Source organism: Streptomyces sp. NPDC057302 (assembly GCF_042667685.1).
Classification (GTDB): Bacteria; Actinomycetota; Actinomycetes; order Streptomycetales; family Streptomycetaceae; genus Streptomyces.
Genome location: NZ_JBHUZJ010000014.1, coordinates 60,395 through 79,788, shown reverse-complemented (window position 1 = coordinate 79,788; position 19,394 = coordinate 60,395). Strand labels below are relative to the sequence as shown.

The following is a 19,394-nucleotide window of genomic DNA, read 5'->3' as shown; positions in this document are numbered from 1 at the left end:
ATGACAGGATGAGGACCATGACAATCAAGGCTTATTTCGACATCACCATCGACGGCAAGCCCGAAGGCCGCATCACGTTCAACCTCTTCGACGACGTCGTGCCGAAGACGGCGGAGAACTTCCGCGCGCTCGCCACCGGCGAGAAGGGCTTCGGTTACGCGGGCTCGAAGTTCCACCGCGTCATCCCGGACTTCATGCTCCAGGGCGGCGACTTCACCGCCGGTAACGGCACGGGCGGCAAGAGCATCTACGGCGACAAGTTCCCCGACGAGAACTTCCAGCTCAAGCACACCAAGCCCGGTCAGCTGTCTATGGCCAACGCGGGACCGAACTCCAACGGCTCGCAGTTCTTCATCACCACGATCGCCACCACGTGGCTCGACGGCAAGCACGTGGTCTTCGGTGAGGTCGCGGACGAGGAGAGCCTGGCCCTCGTCAAGAAGATCGAGAGCTTCGGCTCGCAGTCGGGCGCCACCAAGGCCGAGGTCGCCATCTCCGCCTCCGGCACCCTCTAGCACCTGGCACGGGCCCCCGCCGCACCCGGCGGGGGCTCACCCATGTCCGGTCCGCTTCGTCGCCTCAGGCGAGGCCGGTCACGTACCGCAGGCCGCCCAGCAGGTGGGCGCGGAAATCCGGGTCCGCGTAGGCCTCCTCGGCGTGGCCGAGCGCCGTGTAGAACATCGGGCCGCCCTCGCGCTCGTGGCACCACACCAAGGGGTGGTCGGCGCCCATGCCGCCTCCTTCGTACGAGGCTTCGTCGGCGGACGCCAGGACGCGCACCTCGCCGCGCGGCGAGGTCCGGAAGTCGTACCACTCGTCCGTGAACTCCCAGACGGCGGGGAGGTGTTCGGTGGCCGGGTGCGTGTGGTCCTCGACGCTCAGGCGGCCGGGCTGGTAGGCGGGATGGCGGGCGAAGCGCGCGCCGAGGAGCTCGCCGTAGTACGGCCAGTCGTACTCCGTGCAGGCCGCGGCGTGGATGCCCATGAAGCCGCCGCCCGCCGACCGGTGGGCGCGCAGGGACTCCCGTCCGGCAGGGGTGAGGACGTCGCCGCTGGTGGAGAGGAAGACGATCGCCGCGTAGCCGGACAGGTCCCGCTCGAAGGCGGCCGGGTCCTCGGTCGCGTCGGCGCACCAGCCGCTCCCGGCGGCGAGCCCGCTCAGGGCGGCGACTCCCGCGGGGATCGACGCATGGCGGTAGGCGGTCGTTCGGCTGTAGATCAGCAGGCGGGGGCTCATGGCCCCGATCGTAGGATCCGCGGCCACCACCTCGCCTCGACCACCCCGCGCACCCCACCGGTTGAGCAGGCCCGCCCCCGCGTACGTATGTACGGGAGACACCACCTTCACCATCCGGAGTGCTCCCATGGCAGACGCGGGCAACGTCACCGCCCTCTTTCGCGCGTCGACCGCGCACACCCCCTCGTACTCCGCGCTGAACAGGGCGGCGGCGGACAGCGGGCGGCCGCTCGTCGACTTCTGCATCCCGTGCAATCCGTACTTCCCGACACCCGAGATGTACGAGGAGCTCGGCGGGCGGCTGCGGGACATCCTCACCTACTACCCGAGCGGCGCCGACACCATCGCGGCCGAGCTCAGCGCCGTGCTCGGGCTCAATCCGCAGACCGTCGTGATGGGCAACGGCTCGACCGAACTCATCACCTGGATCGACCACTTGCTGGTGCGCGACGCGCTCGCCGTGCCGGTGCCGACGTTCGGGCGATGGACCGATCAGTCGATGGAGACCGGCAAGCGGGTGGACATGTTCCTGCTTCCGGAGGCCGACGGCTTCGCGCTCGACCCGGTGGCCTACGTCGACTTCGTACGCGCCAGAGGTTCCCGCACGGCCGTCATCTGCAACCCCAACAACCCGGACGGAGGCCTGCTCCCGCGCCGCTCCGTGCTCGCGCTGCTCGACGCGCTCCAGGACCTCGACCTGGTCGTCGTCGACGAGTCGTTCCTGGAGTTCGCCGACGCGGGACCGGAGCAGAGCGTCGCCGACGAGGCGGTGCTGCGCCCCAACGTCATCGTGCTGCGCAGTCTCGGCAAGAACTTCGGGCTGCACGGCGTGCGCTTCGGCTATCTCGTCGCCAATCCGGGCCTGGCCGGCCGGGTGCGCGCGGCGCTGCCGAAGTGGAACCTCAACTCCTTCGCGGAGACGGTGGTGTTCATGCTGAAACAGCACCGCCACGCCTATGACCTGAGCCTGCGTCAGGTGCGCCGTGACCGGCAGGAGATGATCTGGCACCTGGGGCGGCTCCCCGGGCTCACCAGCTATCCCTCGCAGGGCAACTTCGTGTACGTGCGGCTGCCGGACGGCGTCGACGGGGCGCTCCTGCGGGACCGGCTGCTCGCTGAGCACGGCATCCTGGTCCGTGAGTGCGGCAACAAGATCGGCAGCTCAAGCCGCTTCCTGCGCCTGGTCGTGCGTCCGCCGGTCGACGTGGAGCATCTGGTGAGCGGTCTCGAACAGGCGCTGTACGCGACCGGTGGCGCCGCCGGGCTCCTGCCGGTCCCCTACGGCTCGGGGAACCCGGCGGTGGACCGCCTGGTGATGCGGGCCTGAGTCATGTCACCGGTGCGCGAAGCCGCTCATCGCCCGGCCGGGTCGGCCCGCACGCGCGGGCGGGCGTAGTTCATCCCCGCCGAGCCGTGCACGGCGATCGCGTGGAGGCGGGGCGGATGGACGGCGCGAGCGAGTGGCGGATCTTCACGCGGATCGCGCTGTCGATGATGGTGCCCGGTCTCGTGACGGTGTCCCTCTTCCAGTCCGTGGCGGTGGGGAACAACTTCCTGCTGCCCGGAGCCGTAAAGTCGTGACCATGAACGCGGCTTCGACGACTCACCCACGCCGCCCTGCGGGTGCTGCTGGGCGGGGAGGACGGCCGCGGTCATCCTGGAAGGACGAGGCCACGGGGTGGGCTCCTCCCCCGCAGCCGTGAGGGAGGGACCCGAACATGACCGACATCCTGTCCACCGGGCGGAACGGCGCCGTGACCAACTGGGCCGGGAACATCACCTTCTCGGCCCGGGAGCTGCACCTGCCCGCGTCGCAGGCCGCCCTGCGGTCCCTCGTCGCGGAGAACCGCCAGGTGCGCGTGCTCGGCAGCGGCCACTCCTTCAACCGGATCGCCGACGTGGACGGCGACGGCGCGGACACCGCCCTGCTCTCCCTCGCCGCCCTTGAGCCGTCCATCGACGTGGACACCACGGCGCGGACCGTGCGTGTGGCAGGTGGTGTGCGGTATGCCGACCTCGCCACGCGGGTGGCTTCGTGCGGTCTCGCCCTGCCCAACATGGCCTCGCTGCCGCACATCTCGGTGGCCGGTTCGGTCGCCACCGGGACACATGGCTCGGGCAACGGCAACCAGTCGCTGGCGGAGATCGTGCGCACGGTGGAGCTGGTGACCGCCGACGGGGGGACGCGCGTACTGAACCGTGGCGACGACGGTTTCGACGGCGCCGTGGTCTCGCTCGGAGCGCTCGGCGTCGTCCTCGCCCTCACGCTCGACCTGGTGCCGGACTTCACGGTGAGCCAGCACGTGTTCGGCGAACTTCCCCTGGTCGGCCTTGACTTCGATGCGGTGACGTCGGCGGCGTACAGCGTGAGCCTGTTCACGGACTGGCGCGGGCCGCGCTTCAACCAGGTGTGGCTCAAGCAGCGCGGCGATACCGCCGTCGACTTCCCCTGGGCGGCGCCCGTGAGTGAGCCCCGGCATCCGGTGCCGGGCATGCCCGCCGTCAACTGCACCCAACAGCTTGGTGTCCCGGGGCCGTGGCACGAGCGACTCCCGCATTTCCGGGCCGAGTTCACGCCGAGCAGCGGGGCCGAGCTCCAGTCGGAGTACCTGCTGCCGCGCGAGCACGCCCTCTCCGCGCTGAACGCCCTGGATGCCGTCAGGGACGAGGTGGCGCCCGTTCTCCAGGTGTGCGAGGTGCGCACCGTCGCCGCCGACACCCAGTGGCTCAGCCCCGCGCACGCTCGGGACACCGTGGCGTTCCACTTCACGTGGGTGCCGGACGCGGCGGCCGTGCGCCCGGTGGTCAGGCTCGTCGAGGAGTGTCTGACGCCGTTCGCGCCCCGCCCGCACTGGGGCAAGGTGTTCGGCGCCGAGCCCGCCGCGCTCGGCGCCCGCTATCCGCACGCCGCCGACTTCGCCGCCCTGAGCCAACGCCTGGACCCTCAGGGCAAATTCCGCAACGCCTTCGTACGCTCCTTCGTGCGTCCGTTCCTCAGCTGACCCACGTGGCAACGCCATCGGCGACGGGCACCCCGAAGTCGGGTGTGCCGTCCGGCTTCCAGCCGAACGTCTGGACGCGGGTGTGGCGGTTGGGGTCGTGCAGGGGGTCGCCGGCGATGTCCTTGTACTGGCGGGCGTGGTAGACGAGGACGTCGGTGCGGCCGTCCTCGGCGACGGTGAAGCAGTTGTGGCCCGGACCGTACTGCTTGGTCGTGTCGTTGCTGGTGAAGGCGGGGGTCGGCGACTTGGACCAGGATGCGGGGTCCATGAGGTCGCTGCGGGTGTCGGCGGTGAGTAGTCCCATGCAGTAGTTGAAGTCGGTCGCGGACGCCGAGTACGAGAGGAAGACGCGGCCGTTGCGCTGGATGACGGAGGGGCCCTCGTTCACCTTGAAGCCGACGCACTCCCAGTCGTACTCGGGTGTGGTCAGGCGTATCTGAGGTCCCGTCAGAGTCCAGGGATTCGCCATCCGCGACAGGAAGACACCGGTGTTGTTGTCCATGCCGGGCTCGTACTGCGCCCAGGCCAGGTAGCGGCCGCCCCGGTGCGTGAAGGTGGTGGCATCGAGGGAGAAGGTGTCCCAGGCCGTGGTGAGCTGCCCCTTCTCCCGCCACCTCCCCTTGAACGGATCGGCGTTGGCGTTCTCCAGGACCCAGATGCGGATCTTCCATACGTCGTCGGCGGGCGCCGCGGCGAAGTAGATGTACCACTTGCCGTTGATGTGGTGGAGTTCCGGCGCCCAGATGTGCGAGGCCATGTCGCCGCTCGTGTGCCGCCGCCAGATGACGGACTCGTCCGCCCGCGCCAGGCCCCGCAGCGTGCGGGAGCGGCGCAGGATGATGCGGTCGTACTCGGGGGAGGTCGCCGTGAAGTAGTAGTGGCCGTCGGTGTGGCGGCCGATGTGCGGGTCGGCGCGCTGCTCGACGAGCGGGTTGCGGTAGGCGGCGGGTGCCCGGGACGTGGCGTGGGCGGGCGCCTGGGATGCCGCGTGGGCGGGCGCCTGCGCGAGGACCGGCGCGGCGGCGAGTGCCCCGGCGGCCATGCTTCCCCTCAACACGCTTCTACGACTGGGTACTTCGCCGTGACTCATGCGACCTCCTTGGTGGGCGAGTGACCCCTCACCCTTGTGTTCGTTATTTCGAACGCCATCTGATACTCCGAACGCCGAAACGGTAAGGGGGTGTTGGGGCAAGGTCAACGGTTGCGACGAGATGGGCCGACGGACTCCTACTGGACCCGACCGAGCGCCTCCCCGCACGCCGTGACGTACGCGCTCACCAGCGGGCGGCGGTCTTCGCCCGCACGCCAGGCCAGGGCGAACCGGCTGGGCGTGATGCCGCGGACCGGGCGCGTGACGACGCCGCCGAGCGTGATGAGGGGCGCGTTGCCCGCGGCCACCAGGCAGATGCCACGGCCGTCCACCAGCGCCTCGTACGTCTCGTCGGTACTGGCGATCTCCGCGCCGATGCGGGGCGTGCCGCCCTCGCGGGCGTCCAGGGCGAGCCAGTAGTCCCGCAGCGCGCCCGCGCTGCGGGGCAGCGCGAGGAAGGGTTCGTCGACGAGGTCCGCGAAGTCGACCTCGCTCCGGTCCGCGAGGCGATGCGTCTCGGGCAGGGCGACGAGACGCGGCTCCTCGGCGACCACCACCCACTGGTAGCGCTCCAGGTCGGGCAGCGGCAGCCAGATGAAGGCCACGTCCGCCGTGCCGTCCGCGAGGCCCGCGCTCGCGTCCTCCCAACTCACCTGCCGCAGCCGGATCGTGGCCGCCGGCCGGGCCTCGCTGAAGCGGGAGCGCACCGCCGGAAGGAGCCCGCCGCGGGCCGGTCGCGTACTCATGCCCACGGTGAGCGTGGCCCGCTCCTCGGTCTTCGCGCGCTCCACGGCGCCGACCGCCGACTGCCAGTCGTCGAGCACCTGTTGGGCGGGGGCCAGCAGCGCCGCACCCACGGAGGTGAGCCGCACGCCACGCTGGTCCCGCACGAACAGCTCCGCGCCCAGCTGCCGTTCCAGCGCCCGTATCTGCTTGCTCAGCGCGGGCTGCGAGACGAAGAGCCGCTCGGCGGCCCGCGTGAAGTGCAACTCCTGCGCCACCGCGACGAAGTAGCGCAGATCCCTGCTGTGTACGTCCCTGCCGTGAAGGTCCATAACCATCAGCTATCACGTCAAGTCTTGGACGGGCCAGCCACTTCTGCCACAGGATGATCCACAGAGCCGGGGACAGATCAACCGGCGCAGACAACAGGGGAGTTCGTGATGACGAAGGTATGGCTCGTGACCGGCGCGAACAGCGGCTTCGGCCGGGCGTTCACCGAGGCCGCCGTCGCCGAGGGCGGCGTGGTCGTGGCCACCGCACGCAACGCCTCGTCCCTGCACGACCTGGTCGCCGCGCACCCCGACCAGGTCGAGGCGCTCGCCCTGGACGTGACCGACACGGCCGGCATCGAGGCCGCCGTGAGCGACGTCGTCGACCGGCACGGCCGCATCGACGTCCTGGTGAACAACGCGGGCCGCAGCCACGTCGGCGCCCTGGAGGAGGACTCGGACGCCGACCTGCGCGCCCTGTTCGACGTGCACGTCTTCGGTCCCGCCGCGCTGACCCGGGCCGTGCTGCCGCACATGCGGGAGCGGCGCTCGGGAGCGATCGTGCAGATGAGCAGCATGGGCGGGCAGATGTCGTTCGCGGGGTTCTCGGCGTACAGCGGCACGAAGTTCGCCCTGGAGGGGATGTCGGAGGCGCTGGCCGCGGAGGTGGGGCCGCTCGGCATCAAGGTCCTGGTCGTGGAGCCCGGCGCCTTCCGCACCAACCTGTTCGGCAACACCAGCGCCAGCCCCGTCGAGATCCCGGACTACGCCCGGACGGCGGGCGCCACCCGCACGATGGTCGCGGGCGGCGACGGCGAGCAGCCCGGCGACCCGGCGAAGGCCGCCGCCGCGATCATCACCGCGCTGAACGCGCAGGAGACTCCGCTGCGCCTGCCGCTGGGGGACGACGCGGTGGACGCGGTCGTCGGCCACCTCGACGCGGTCCGTGCGGAGATCGCCACGTGGGAGAAGGTGACGCGGGCGACGGCCTTCGACGCCTGAGCCGGCGCCCGGGACCGTGTCAGCGGTCGCGCTTGACCGCCCGCAGGATCACGAACTTCGGGTTGCCCGCGACGACTTGGGAGTTGCCGAAGAGCTTTCGCAGCTTCACGTGGTAGTCGAGGTGGCGATTGCCGACGACCCAGAGTTCGCCGCCGGGGCGCAGCGCGGCGCGGGCTCCGCTGAACATCCGCCAGGCGGTCGCCCCGGAGGTCGCCTGGTGGGTGTGGAAGGGCGGGTTGTTCAGGACCAGGTCCACCGAACCCGCGGGGACGCCTGCCAGCGCGTCGCCCGCGATGAACTCCGCCCGCGTGGCCTCGGCGGCGTTCGCGCGGAAGGTGTCCCGCGCCGAGGCCATGGCGGGATACGACTCGTCGATGAAGGTGACCGTGGCCGAGGGGTCGGCGACGGCTGCGGCCGTGCCGAGCACGCCGTTGCCGCAGCCCAGGTCCACGACGTGCGCGGCTCCCCGGCCGGTCGGCAGGTGCTGCAGCAGGAAGCGGGTGCCGATGTCGAGGCGCTCGGCGCAGAACACACCCGCGTGGTTGACGGCGGTGAGACCCGCGCCCGCTCCGGAGTCGCTGTCGAGGACATAGCTGCGCGGCCAGGAACTGGGGCCCGCATCGCGCTCCGGATCCGGCGTGCTGAAGATGAGCCGCGCCTTCTGCCGGGCCAGCGACGTCCTCGTAGGGCCGATGATCCGCTCGAAGAGGTCGAGCGTCGAGGTGTGGATCTCGGTGACCATGCCGGTGCCGACGACGACCGTGCCCGCGTGCAGGGCGGGCGCGAGCCGGTGCAGCTGGTCCTCCAGGAGCGCGAGGCTCTTCGGCACCCGGATCAGGAGTACGTCGATGCGGCTCGGCGGGGTGTCGGCGGTCGTCGAGAGCCGCACGGCGTCCGGTGCGAAACCGGCGCGTGCCACGTTGGCGCGCGCCGCCTCCCGCGCGAGGAAGGAGTCGGTGATCAGGGTCGGCCCGTGCTCGGCGAGCGAGGTGGTCAGCGCGCCCCAGCGGTCGCCGACGACGGCGACGGTGCCGGAGAGGTCGACGGGCTCGGCCTTCTCCTGGGTCTCGCCCGCGGGTTCCCTCTCGCCCGCGAGGTGTCGCAGCAGGTAGGCGTCGGCCGCGGACCAGGCGCGCAGCGGGTCGCGAGGGTCTTCGGGAAATCGTGTGAGGTCGTACGCGCCCCATGACGTGCTCAGCCGGTTCATCGTGCCCTCAGGCTAACGGAGTGGCGCCACTGCCCCGATCAGCGGCTCCCGCGGTGCGGGCGCGGCCCGATCTCCATAGCGTCCCTTCGTGGAGCACCCGCGCATCCCATCCACGAGGAGCCGTCATGCCGGAGCTGTTCATCGGCGGAACATGGACCACTGCCGTGGACGGGCAGGTACGGGAAATCCGCTGCCCCGCGGACAACACCCTGGTCGCGACCGTCGACGAGGCCGGGCCCAAGGACGCCGCCGCGGCCATCGCCGCCGCGCGTGAGGCCTTCGACCGCGGCCCGTGGCCCGCCACCCCGGCGGCCGACCGCGGCCGGCTGCTGCTGCGCGTGGCCGACCTCCTGGAACGCGACAAGGACGCACTCGCCCGCGCCGAATCCCTGGACACCGGGAAACGGCTCGTGGAGAGCGAGTACGACATGGACGACATCGCGAACTGCTTCCGCTACTTCGGCAACCTGACGGCGGCGGGCGGCACCGACCGGGTCGTCGACGCGGGCAGCCCGGAGGTGGACAGCCGGGTGGTGCACGAGCCGGTCGGGGTGTGCGCGCTGATCACCCCCTGGAACTATCCGCTGCTCCAGACCGCCTGGAAGGTCGCCCCCGCGATCGGCGCCGGCAACACCTTCGTCCTCAAGCCCAGCGAGCTGACGCCGCACACCTCCATCATCCTGATGCGGCTGCTCACCGAGGCCGGGCTCCCCGCCGGGGCCGCCAACCTGATCCTCGGCGCGGGCCCCACCGCGGGCGCCCCGCTCAGCGAGGACCCGCGGGTCGACATGGTGTCGTTCACCGGCGGTCTCGTCACCGGACGGCGCATCATGGCCGCCGCGGCCCCCACGGTGAAGAAGGTCGCCCTGGAACTGGGCGGCAAGAACCCGAACATCGTCTTCGCCGACGCCGACTTCGAGGCAGCCGTCGACTACGCCCTGATGGCGATCTTCCTGCACTCGGGGCAGGTCTGTTCGGCCGGGGCGCGGCTCCTGGTCGAGGACTCGCTGCACGACGCGTTCGTCGACGAGGTGGTCGACCGCGCGCGGCAGATCCGGCTCGGCGGGCCCTTCGACGACAACGCCCGCACGGGTCCGCTGATCTCCGCCGCCCACCGCGACAAGGTCGAGGCGTACGTGGCGGCCGGCATCGCCGAGGGCGCGGTTCTGCGCTGCGGCGGCGCGCGACCCGACGACCCGGCGCTGAAGGACGGCTACTACTACCCGCCGACCGTGCTCGACGAGTGCACGCCCGGCATGTCCGTGGTCACCGACGAGTCGTTCGGCCCGGTGCTCACCGTCGAGCGGTTCCGGACCGAGGACGAGGCGGTCGCGCTCGCCAACGACACCGTCTACGGACTCGCGGGCGCCGTCTGGACCCAGGACACCGGCAAGGGCCAGCGTGTGGCGGACCGGATGCGCGCCGGAACGGTCTGGATCAACGACTTCCACCCCTACGTGCCGCAGGCGGAGTGGGGCGGCATGAAGCAGTCCGGCTTCGGCCGCGAACTGGGCCCGGCGGGTCTTGCCGAGTACCAAGAGGCCAAGCACATCTGGCGCAATCTTGCAGCGACACCACAGAGGTGGTTCGAATGAGCAGGGATCCCGGCAAGGCCTCCGAGGCAGCCGACGCCGCGCACCAGCAGGGCCAGGACGACGACGCCGCGCTCGGCAAGCTCGGCTACCGCCCCGAGCTCAAGCGCACCCTGGGCAACTTCCACACCTTCGCCGCCGGGATCAGCTACATCTCGATCCTCACCGGCACCTTCCAGCTCTTCTACTTCGGCGTCAGCTTCGGCGGTCCCGCCTACTGGTGGTCGTGGCCGATGGTCTTCCTCGGTCAGCTGATGGTGGCCCTCTGCTTCTGCGAGCTCGCCGCCCGCTTCCCGGTAGCGGGGTCCGTCTACAACTGGGCCAAGCAGCTCGGCGGCCCGCACGTCGGCTGGCTCGGCGGCTGGATGATGCTGACCGCCACCATGGTGTCGCTTGCCGCGGTCGCGCTCGCGTACCAGATCACGCTGCCGCAGATCTCCGAGGTGTTCCAGTTCATCGGGGACGGCAGCGGGGACACCGACGCGGCGAAGAACGCCGTCCTGCTCGGTTCCGTGCTGATCCTGTTCACCACCCTGGTCAACGCCTTCGGCGTCAAGCTGATGGCGCGCATCAACTCGGCGGGCGTGCTGATCGAGCTGATCGCGGCCGTCGCCCTGATCGTGCTCCTCGCCGCGAACATCACCCGCGGCCCCAGCGCCATCACGGAGACCGGCGGCCTCGGCAAGGGCCAGGACCTCGGCTACCTGGGCGCCTTCCTGACCGCCTCGCTGGCATCGGCGTACGTGATGTACGGCTTCGACACCGCGTCCTCGCTGGGCGAGGAGTCCCTCGACCCGAGCCGCAACGCCCCGCGGGCGATCCTGCGGGCGCTCGTCTTCTCCTTCCTCATCGGCGGGCTCATCCTGCTGTTCGCGCTGCTTGCCGTGCCGGACCTGCACGCCAAGGAACTGTCCGTGGACGGCCTGCAGTACGTGGTCCTCAGTGCGCTCGGTGACACGATCGGCGAGATCGTGCTGTGGTGCGTGGTCATCGCCATCACCGTCTGCGAGCTCGCCGTGCAGGCCGCAGGCATCCGCCTCGCGTTCGCCATGGCCCGCGACGGCTGCCTGCCCGCGTCCTCGTTCCTCGCCAAGGTCAGCCCGCGCTTCAAGACGCCCGTGCTGCCCGCCATCATCATCGGGCTCGTCGGTGTCGGCATCCTCGTCATCAACATCAACCAGCCGCAGATCTTCTCGGTGATCACCAGCATCGCGATCATCATGATCTACGTTGCCTATCTGCTGGTCACCCTGCCGATGCTGATCAGGCGGCTGCGCGGCCAGTGGGAGCCCGCCGAGGGCAAGTTCTCGCTCGGCAGGTTCGGCCTGCCCGTCAACATCATCGCCGTGCTCTGGGGCGCTGCCATGTCCCTCAACCTGGCCTGGCCGCGCGCCGAGGTCTACAACGCGACCGGACCCCAGCACTGGTACCTGCGCTGGGGCGCGTTCCTCTTCATCGGCATCGTCGCGTGCGGCGGCTTCGCCTACTACTGGTTCGTGCAGCGCCACAAGGCGGGCGTCCTCGCCGAGCACCGCTTCGAAGAGGCCGAGGACCCCACCACTCCCCCGTCGCCCCCGGCCGCCCCCTGAACCCCGCTGATCTGGAGCCGTCATGCCCGCAGAGAGTCCCCAGGCCGAGTTCGACTACGTGGTGGTCGGCGGCGGCACGGCAGGCGCCGTCGTCGCCGCGCGGCTGACCGAGGACCCGGACGTCAGCGTCTGCGTCCTGGAGGCGGGGCCTTCGGACGTCGGTGACGACAACATCCTCCAACTGACCAAGTGGATGGCCCTGTTGGAGTCAGGCTACGACTGGGACTACCCGGTGGAACCGCAGGAGAACGGCAACAGCTTCATGCGGCACGCCCGCGCCAAGGTGCTCGGCGGCTGTTCCTCGCACAACTCCTGCATCGCCTTCTGGGCCCCCGCCGAGGACCTCGACGAATGGGGCTCGCTGGGCTGCACCGGCTGGAGCGCCGCGGACTGCTTCCCGCTCTACCAGCGCCTGGAGACCAACGACGCGCCCGGCGACCACCACGGCCGCTCGGGCCCGGTGAACATCATGAGCGTCCCGCCGAACGACCCGTGCGGATCGGCCCTGTTGGAGGCGTGCGCGGCGGCGGACATCCCCACCACCCCGTTCAACACCGGCAGGACGGTGAAGCGCGGCGCCCACTGGTTCCAGATCAACTCCCGCCCCGACGGGACCCGTTCCTCCGCGTCGGTGTCGTATCTGCACCCGATCCTCGGCAAGCGACCCAACCTCGAAGTACGCACGGGCCTTCAGGCCAAGCGGTTGCTGTTCGACGAGAACCGGCGCTGCACGGGCGTCGAGTACCTGGAACCCGACACCGTGCACAGCGGTACGGTCTCGGCACGCCGCGAGGTGATCGTGTCCTGCGGGGCCATCGACTCGCCGAAGCTCCTGATGCTGTCCGGGATCGGCCCTGCCGCGCATCTGCGGGAGTGCGGCGTGGACGTGCTCGCGGACTCCCCCGGCGTCGGCGAGCACCTCCAGGACCACCCCGAGGGCGTGATCATGTGGGAGGCGAAGCAGCCGATGGTCACCTCCTCCACCCAGTGGTGGGAGATCGGCATCTTCGCGGACACCGAACCGGGCCTGGACCGCCCGGACCTGATGTTCCACTACGGCTCGGTGCCCTTCGACATGAACACCTACCGGCGCGGCTACCCGACCACCGACAACGCCTTCTGCCTGACCCCGAACGTCACCCGGGCCCGCTCCATGGGCACGGTGCGGCTGCGCACCCGCGACTTCCGCGACAAGCCGGCGGTCGACCCGCGCTACTTCACGCACGAGCACGACATCCGCGTGATGACGTACGGGCTCCGGCTCGCCCGCGAGATCGCCGCGCAGGCCCCGATGGCGGCCTGGGCGGGCGCCGAACTCGCCCCGGGACCTGACGCCACGACCGACGACGAGCTCTTCGCCTACATCCGCCAGACCCACAACACCGTCTACCACCCGGCGGGCACCGTACGGATGGGCGCGCGGGACGACGCGGACTCGCCGCTCGACCCGGAACTGCGCGTCAAGGGCGTCACGGGGCTGCGCGTCGCCGACGCCTCCGTCATGCCGTTCCTGCCCGCGGTCAATCCGTGCATCACCACGATGATGATCGGCGAGAAGTGCGCGGACATGATCAAGGCGACCTGAGCCGCCCCGCGCCGCCCCTCAGCTCCGGTCGAACCAGGTGGGCTGTTCCTCCGCCATGGCCTGCTTGATCCGGAAGAGCCCGAACTCGTGCAGGTCGGGCAGCTGGTCCATGGCGAACCAGCCCACTTCGAGCGACTCGTCGTCGTTGACCCTGGCCTCGCCGCCGACGGCGCGGCAGCGCAGGGTGGTGTCCATGAACTGGCAGGTGTCGCCGTTCGGGTACGTCACCGGCTCCAGGGCCTCGACGAGCACGACGCGCTCGACCACGCAAGTCACCGCGGTCTCCTCGAACACCTCGCGCACGGCGCATGCGGCGGGCTGCTCCCCCGGGTCCGGGATGCCGCCGATGACCGACCACTTGCCGTTGTCGGAACGCCGCCCGAGCAGGACTCTGCCCTCGTCGTCGAAGACGATGGCGGTGACCCCGGGGAGCCACATCAACTGGTGGCCGGCGTCGGCCCGGATCGTGCGGATGAAGTCAGGAGTTGCCATGCCATCGACCCTAACGGGCCCGCCTGGCCCGGACCGCGCCCGTCACCGCCCAGCCGAGGCCACCCGCGGCGATCAGCACGAGGATGCCCTCGGGCAGGACGCCGTACCGGGTGGCCGGCGTCTGCGAGGAGCGCAGCGGCACCTCCTCGACGAGTGAGTCGGCGGTGAACCACTTCGTCTTCTGCGAGACCCTGCCGTCCGGCATGATGATCGCGCTCACGCCGCTGGTCACCGGGACGGTGACGGTGCGGCTGTGCTCGACGGCGCGGATCCGCGACATGGCCAGCTGCTGGTAGGTCATCTCGCTGCGGTCGAACGTGGCGTTGTTGCTGGGCACGGAGATCAGCTGCGCGCCGTGGGTGACCGTGTCCCGCACGGCCCAGTCGAAGGCGGCTTCGTAGCAGGTGGCGAGGCCGACCTTGGTGCCCGCCATGGTGAAGACGCCGGGCTTCATGCCACGGCTGAAGTCCTGGCGCACCATGCCGACGTCACTGCTGAAGAAGCCGACGACGTCGCGCAGCGGGATGTACTCGCCGAAAGGCTGGATCTGCCGCTTGTCGTAGGTGTCCGTGGGGCCCTTCTCCGGGTCCCACAGGATCTGTTCGTTGAAGAGCCTGCCGTCCTTGGCCTCGACGACTCCGCCGACCGAGATGGGGGCGCCGATCGCCTTGACGGCGCGCTCGATCGCCTCGCGGGCGTCGGGGTTGGTGAACGGGTCGATGTCGGAGGAGTTCTCCGGCCACAGGACGAAGTCCGGCTGCTTCGCCTTGCCCGCCTTCACCCGGTCCGCGAGCCGCTCGGTCTCGCGCACGTGGTGGTCGAGCACGGCGCGGCGCTGGGCGTTGAACTCCAGGCCCGCCTGCGGGACGTTGCCCTGGATGGCCGCGACGGTCGCGGTGCCGTCCTCGGCGTCGTCGCTGACGAGCGGACGCGCGGCGAAGGCACCGGCGACCGGGACGAGGACGCTGAGCACGGCCGCTGCCACCGCACCACGGCGTACGGAGCCGCTGCCGCGTGCCCCCATGGCCTGCCGGACGACCTCGTACAGACCGAAGCCGCACAGGACCACCGCGAACCCGAGCACCGGGGTGCCGCCCAGCGCGGCCAGCGGCAGGAAGACGCCGTCCGCCTGCCCGAAGGCGATCTTCCCCCACGGGAATCCGCTGAACGGCACACGCGCGCGTGCCGCCTCACCGGCGACCCAGAGTGCCGCCGCCCAGAGCGGATATCCGGGCAGCCGGGAGACGGCGGCGACGCCCGCTCCGACGAGGGCGACGACCATCGCCTCGATGGCGGCCAGCGCGAGCCAGGGACCTGGACCGACCTCGACGCCGGTCCACACCAGGAGCGGCAGCAGGAAGCCGAGGCCGAAGAGATAGCCGAGCCCCAGGCCCGCCTTCCAACTGCGGCCGTGCAGACACCAGGCGAACACCGCGAAGGCGGGCAGGGCCAGCCACCACAGGGTGCGTGGCGGAAAGCTGACGTACAGGAGCACTCCGGAGAGTGCCGCCGCGGCGGCCGGGACGAGCGCGCGCAGGAGACGGGCCTTGCGCGAGGCGGGCGCGGGCCGCGGTCCGAGCTGGTCCGACTCGTCTACGGGGGTGGTGGTGGCGGTCACTCGGGGAGTGTACGGCGCGTCACGTGGACACGGACAGGACGGTCGTGCCCGGCCACGGCGGCCGGGTCCCGCCATGCGGCGACAGGCCTCGGGAGCCCTCGTCCCCCCGCATTGCCGGATCGTTCCTGCGCAAGACGTCCACAATTCACGGTCCCAGCGGCTACGGTGTGCCCGAGTCCCTGACCTGCGGCGGATCAAGCCACGGCGTTCGGGGCCCGCACACAGCGGGGGGCGACGGGGTGGGGACAGCGGGGATGGCGGCGACGGCCGGGCCGCCGGGGGCGTACGAACGACGCAGCGCGTCCGACGCGACGGGCTGCGCGCTGCTCGGGGTGTGCGCGGCCTGGAGTCTGATCACGGCAGCGGTGCACGGCGGCCAGCCCGAGGGCGTGCTCCTCGCGGTGCTCGCCGTGGCCGCGGGGTACGCGGGCGGCCGGATCTGCGGCGCGCTCCTGCCGGTCGCGGCGCCCTGTGCCGGTGCGCTGGCCGGGATCGGCCTCGCGGCGGCGGCCCCGCACCTTTCGCCGGGGCACGTCAGCGCGGCGCCCCTGGGCCACACCGGTGCCACGGCCGCGCTCCTGATCCTGGCGTCGGGGGCGGCCTGCTGCGCGGCCTGGGCGGCCCGCAGGCCCTCGGCGCGGCTCGCGATGCGGCTGCTCGCCGTGGGGATCGTGGTGGCCGCCGTCGCGCTCGGCTCGATGGCCGGTTTCATCGCGTGCACCGGGATCCTGCTCTGCTCGCTGGCGACCGCCCTGATGCGGCGCCGGGTGCTCGGCCTCGCGGGTCTCGCCCTGGCGACCGCGGTGGTGACCGGCCTGACCTGGGCGATCGCCGACGACGTACTCCCGGAGGGCCTGAGCGCGTCCCTGGCGGGCCAGCTCGACGGATTCCGCGTCCAGCTGTGGCACGACGCGCTCGCGCTCGCGAGCCAGGAACCGGCGCTCGGGGTGGGCCCGGGGCGGTTCGCCGACTCCAGCCCCACGGTGGCCGAGCATCTCCTCACGGACGGCCGGCCCCATTCGGCGCCGTTGCAGCAGGCGGCCGAGCAGGGTCTCGTGGGTGTGGTCCTGCTCGCGGCGGTGTTCTGCTGGCTTCTGTACACGCTGTACCGCTCGCCGCGCTCCACCCAGGTCGTCCTGTCGGCGGGCGCGGCCCTGACGGCGCTGGCCGCGGTGGCCTCGGTCGGCAACGCGCTGAGCGTCACGGCGGTGACGACGGGCGCGGGGTATCTCGCGGGCATCGCCACGGCGCGACCGCTGGGCGACGAGCCGACGCAGATCAGGCCGCCGGGCTCTCCTTCACACCAAGACGCTCACGGATGATCCGTACGGCCGCTTCGGCGTCGTCGACGGTGACCGTGAACGTGCGGCCGTCGCCCAGGCTGAGCACCAGGCCCTCACCGCGTCGGACCACGACGGCGGTGCCGATGTCGGGCCGCGAGCGGTAGCCCCAGCCGCCCCACTGCCGGGGGCTGACGGCCTGCGCGAAGTCGGCGCCCACCACGTGGGCGAGCAGGATGCGGCGGCGCGGGAGTCCCATGTGGCCGCAGCGCACTTCCAGGGAGTCCTTGTCGACCTTCACGGCGACATGGACGAAGGCGAGGGTGCCGAACAGGATCAGCAGCCCGGCGGCGATGCACCCGACGACGGACATGGCCAGGGCCGCGATACCGGACGTCCACATGTTGTCGACGGCCAGTTCGATGCCCAGTGCCAGGCAGAGGGCGCCGCCCAGTGCCAGCAGCCACTGCACGCGGTTGGTCGCGCTACCGGTCCAGACTTCCGGCGGGGCGTCGGCCGTGCTGCCCCGCTCGCCGTGGGTGTGGTCCCTCATGCGTTGAGACTACTCATGTTCCGGAGGGAAGGCACCGCGTCGCGGAGCGTTACCGCTCCGGGGAGGCGCCCACCCGCGGGTTTCAGGCCTCCGGCCGGGTCACCAGCCCTCCAGGGGCGTCACCGGGGCTCAGCGCGCGGGAGTGACCGCCGCGAGCAGCCTGCCTTCGGCGTACGTGTGGGCGGCGACGGGCAGCTCGGCGGCGCGACCGCTGAGGATCACCGTGAGGCCGCCTTCCGTGCCGGTGCCCGGCCCAGGGAGCTCGCCGGTCCTGCGCAGCGCCTGGGCGGCGACGGCTCCCGCGGAACCGTGCAGGACCAGGGGCGGCAGCTCGGGCTGCTGGAGGGCGGCGCGGATGCGCTCTCCGACCAGCTCGTAATGGGTGCAGCCCAGGACGACGGCCGTTACATCACGGGGGGTCAGGGCCGCAGCGGCGGCGACCGCCCTGTCGATGGCCGCCTCGTCGGCGTGCTGCACGGCGTCCGCGAGGCCGGGGCAGGGCACCTCGGTGACGCTCACACCGCCGGCGAACTCCTCGATGAGGCCGCGCTGGTAGGGGCTTCCCGTGGTGGCGGGGGTGGCCCAGATGGCGATGGGGCCGCCGCCCGCCGCGGCCGGCTTGATCGCCGGTACGGTCCCGATGATGGGCAGCTCGGGCTCGAACCGGGCGCGCAGGGCGGGCAGCGCGGACACGGACGAGGTGTTGCAGGCCACGATCAGCGCCTGCGGGTGGTGCGCGGCGGCCGCCTCCGCGATGGCGAGCGAGCGCTGCGTGACGTCCTCGGCGGAACGCGGTCCCCAGGGCAGTCCGTCGGGGTCGGAGGAGAGGATGAGATCGGCGTCCGGGCGCAGGCGACGTACCGCCACAGCGGCGGGAAGCAGGCCGATACCGGAGTCAATGAGCGCGATCTTCACCCGGTCACCATAGTCGATGGGCCTCCCGGGCCCGATGGCGTGGGGCAGACTGCGGCGGATGAGCGCCGTTGTGTGGACCGCTGCCGCATCACTCGCCGCCTGGCTGTGGCTGCTGTTGGGCCAGGGCTTCTTCTGGCGCACGGACCTGCGCCTGCCGTCGCGCCGCGAGCCGGACACCTGGCCCTCGGTCTGCGTCGTCGTCCCCGCCCGTGACGAGGCCGCCGTGCTGCCGATGAGCCTGCCCTCGCTGCTCGCCCAGGACTATCCCGGGCGAGCGGAGATCTTCCTTGTCGACGACGGGAGTTCGGACGGCACCGGGACGCTGGCCCGCGCGCTGGCCGACCGGCACGGAGGACTGCCGCTGACCGTCGGTTCACCGGGTGAGCCGCCGCCGGGCTGGACCGGCAAGCTCTGGGCCGTACGGCACGGAATCGGCCTGGCACGCGCGCGTGAGCCCCGGTATCTGCTCCTGACCGATGCGGACATCGCCCATGAGCCGGACAGCCTGCGGGAGTTGGTCGCCGCGGCGGAGACGGCCGGTTTTGAGCTCGTCTCGCTGATGGCCCGGCTGCGCGTCGCGAGCATGTGGGAGCGCCTTGTCGTCCCGGCGTTCGTGTACTTCTTCGCGCAGCTGTATCCGTTCCGCTGGATCGCGAGGAAGGACTCGCGCACGGCGGCGGCCGCGGGCGGCTGCGTCCTGCTGAGCACGGCGGCCGCCGAACGCGCGGGGATCCCCGACTCCATCCGGCACGCGGTGATCGACGACGTGACGCTCGCCAAGGCGGTGAAGCGCTCGGGCGGCCGCATCTGGCTGGGGCTCGCGGAGCGCGTCGACAGCGTGCGCCCCTACCCCGGCCTCGGCGACCTCTGGCGGATGGTCTCGCGCAGCGCCTACGCCCAACTGCGGCACAATCCCCTGGTCCTGTTCGGTACGGTCCTGGGGCTCGCCCTGATCTATCTGGTGCCGCCGGTCGCGCTGCTCGGCGGCCTGGCCACCGGCAGCGTCCTGCCCGCCGTGCTCGGTGGGCTGGCGTGGCTGGTGATGACGGCGACGTACATCCCGATGCTGCGCTACTACCGCCAGAGCCGCTGGCTCGCTCCCCTCCTGCCGTTCACCGCTTTCCTTTATCTCCTCATGACGGTGGATTCGGCGGTGCAGCACTACAGGGGTCGCGGAGCCGCGTGGAAGGGGCGGACCTACGCCCGCCCCGATCCCGCTTCCGACCGGCACTGATCACCCG

At 71.4% G+C, this 19,394-nt stretch carries 16 protein-coding genes and 2 pseudogenes; 10 read left to right on the top strand and 8 right to left on the bottom strand.

The features are described from left to right. The first annotated feature begins 17 nt into the window (after positions 1-17). Positions 18-515, top strand: a complete 498-nt coding sequence (locus ACFUPX_RS13445) for a peptidylprolyl isomerase (protein ID WP_383320466.1) — start codon at positions 18-20, stop codon at positions 513-515. A gap of 64 nt (positions 516-579) precedes the next feature. Here the strand turns inward: ACFUPX_RS13445 and ACFUPX_RS13440 are convergent, their stop codons facing one another. After that, positions 580-1,236 carry a ThuA domain-containing protein gene (locus ACFUPX_RS13440; protein WP_383320464.1) on the bottom strand — a complete coding sequence of 219 codons (657 nt, stop codon included), beginning with the start codon at positions 1,234-1,236 and terminating at the stop codon, positions 580-582. Between the two features lie 127 nt (positions 1,237-1,363). Between ACFUPX_RS13440 and ACFUPX_RS13435 the strand changes: the two are divergent. The 3 genes and pseudogenes from ACFUPX_RS13435 to ACFUPX_RS13425 all read left to right on the top strand — a co-directional run. Beyond that, positions 1,364-2,551, top strand: a pseudogene (locus ACFUPX_RS13435) (pyridoxal phosphate-dependent aminotransferase); the annotation flags it as partial. Positions 2,552-2,646: 95 nt separating this feature from the next. Next, positions 2,647-2,799: pseudogene (locus tag ACFUPX_RS13430) on the top strand (ABC transporter permease subunit); the annotation flags it as partial. A 155-nt stretch (positions 2,800-2,954) separates the two neighbouring features. Beyond that, positions 2,955-4,238: a D-arabinono-1,4-lactone oxidase gene (locus ACFUPX_RS13425; protein ID WP_383320462.1), complete on the top strand. Its 1,284-nt coding sequence runs from the start codon at positions 2,955-2,957 to the stop codon at positions 4,236-4,238. On the opposite strand, the gene ACFUPX_RS13420 is transcribed toward ACFUPX_RS13425, so the two are convergent. Further along, complete coding sequence (locus tag ACFUPX_RS13420) at positions 4,231-5,280, bottom strand: family 43 glycosylhydrolase (RefSeq protein WP_383320460.1); 1,050 nt, start codon at positions 5,278-5,280, stop codon at positions 4,231-4,233. The two genes, ACFUPX_RS13425 and ACFUPX_RS13420, sit on opposite strands and share 8 nt — an antisense overlap. Positions 5,281-5,465: 185 nt before the next feature. Further along, entirely contained in the window at positions 5,466-6,389 is a 924-nt protein-coding gene (locus ACFUPX_RS13415; protein ID WP_383320458.1) for a LysR family transcriptional regulator, read from the bottom strand. A 102-nt stretch (positions 6,390-6,491) separates the two neighbouring features. Here ACFUPX_RS13415 and ACFUPX_RS13410 point away from each other — a divergent pair, with 102 nt between their 5' ends. Then, entirely contained in the window at positions 6,492-7,322 is an 831-nt protein-coding gene (locus ACFUPX_RS13410) for an oxidoreductase (protein ID WP_383320456.1), read from the top strand. Between the two features lie 19 nt (positions 7,323-7,341). Here ACFUPX_RS13410 and ACFUPX_RS13405 read toward each other — a convergent pair whose 3' ends face one another. After that, entirely contained in the window at positions 7,342-8,529 is a 1,188-nt protein-coding gene (locus ACFUPX_RS13405; protein WP_383320454.1) for a methyltransferase, read from the bottom strand. A gap of 125 nt (positions 8,530-8,654) precedes the next feature. Between ACFUPX_RS13405 and ACFUPX_RS13400 the strand changes: the two genes are divergently transcribed. The 3 genes from ACFUPX_RS13400 to ACFUPX_RS13390 are packed head-to-tail and all read left to right on the top strand — an operon-like array spanning position 8,655 to position 13,295. Next, positions 8,655-10,124: an aldehyde dehydrogenase family protein gene (locus ACFUPX_RS13400; RefSeq protein ID WP_383320452.1), complete on the top strand. Its 1,470-nt coding sequence runs from the start codon at positions 8,655-8,657 to the stop codon at positions 10,122-10,124. Beyond that, positions 10,121-11,710, top strand: a complete 1,590-nt coding sequence (locus tag ACFUPX_RS13395) for an APC family permease (protein WP_383320450.1) — start codon at positions 10,121-10,123, stop codon at positions 11,708-11,710. The genes ACFUPX_RS13400 and ACFUPX_RS13395 overlap by 4 nt, the downstream gene beginning before the upstream one ends. Before the next feature lie 22 nt (positions 11,711-11,732). Further along, on the top strand, positions 11,733-13,295 hold the full coding sequence (locus ACFUPX_RS13390) for a GMC family oxidoreductase (RefSeq protein ID WP_383320448.1): 1,563 nt from the start codon (positions 11,733-11,735) through the stop codon (positions 13,293-13,295). A gap of 18 nt (positions 13,296-13,313) precedes the next feature. Here the strand turns inward: ACFUPX_RS13390 and ACFUPX_RS13385 are convergent, their stop codons facing one another. Both ACFUPX_RS13385 and lnt read right to left on the bottom strand, forming a co-directional pair. Then, complete coding sequence (locus tag ACFUPX_RS13385; RefSeq protein ID WP_383320446.1) at positions 13,314-13,787, bottom strand: NUDIX domain-containing protein; 474 nt, start codon at positions 13,785-13,787, stop codon at positions 13,314-13,316. A gap of 10 nt (positions 13,788-13,797) precedes the next feature. Beyond that, on the bottom strand, positions 13,798-15,405 hold the full coding sequence (lnt, locus tag ACFUPX_RS13380; protein ID WP_383320444.1) for an apolipoprotein N-acyltransferase: 1,608 nt from the start codon (positions 15,403-15,405) through the stop codon (positions 13,798-13,800). A 254-nt stretch (positions 15,406-15,659) separates the two neighbouring features. Between lnt and ACFUPX_RS13375 the strand changes: the two genes are divergently transcribed. Continuing rightward, positions 15,660-16,727, top strand: coding sequence for an O-antigen ligase family protein (locus ACFUPX_RS13375; protein ID WP_383320442.1), 1,068 nt, complete (start codon positions 15,660-15,662; stop codon positions 16,725-16,727). Here the strand turns inward: ACFUPX_RS13375 and ACFUPX_RS13370 are convergent. Both ACFUPX_RS13370 and ACFUPX_RS13365 read right to left on the bottom strand, forming a co-directional pair. Continuing rightward, complete coding sequence (locus ACFUPX_RS13370) at positions 16,684-17,238, bottom strand: hypothetical protein (protein WP_383320440.1); 555 nt, start codon at positions 17,236-17,238, stop codon at positions 16,684-16,686. The genes ACFUPX_RS13375 and ACFUPX_RS13370 overlap by 44 nt on opposite strands. Positions 17,239-17,367: 129 nt before the next feature. Continuing rightward, on the bottom strand, positions 17,368-18,153 hold the full coding sequence (locus ACFUPX_RS13365) for a glutamate racemase (RefSeq protein ID WP_383320438.1): 786 nt from the start codon (positions 18,151-18,153) through the stop codon (positions 17,368-17,370). Between the two features lie 58 nt (positions 18,154-18,211). Here ACFUPX_RS13365 and ACFUPX_RS13360 point away from each other — a divergent pair, with 58 nt between their 5' ends. After that, the gene (locus ACFUPX_RS13360) at positions 18,212-19,387 is read left to right on the top strand and encodes a glycosyltransferase (protein WP_383320436.1); all 1,176 of its coding nucleotides are present in this window, start codon (positions 18,212-18,214) and stop codon (positions 19,385-19,387) included. Positions 19,388-19,394 lie beyond the last annotated feature (7 nt).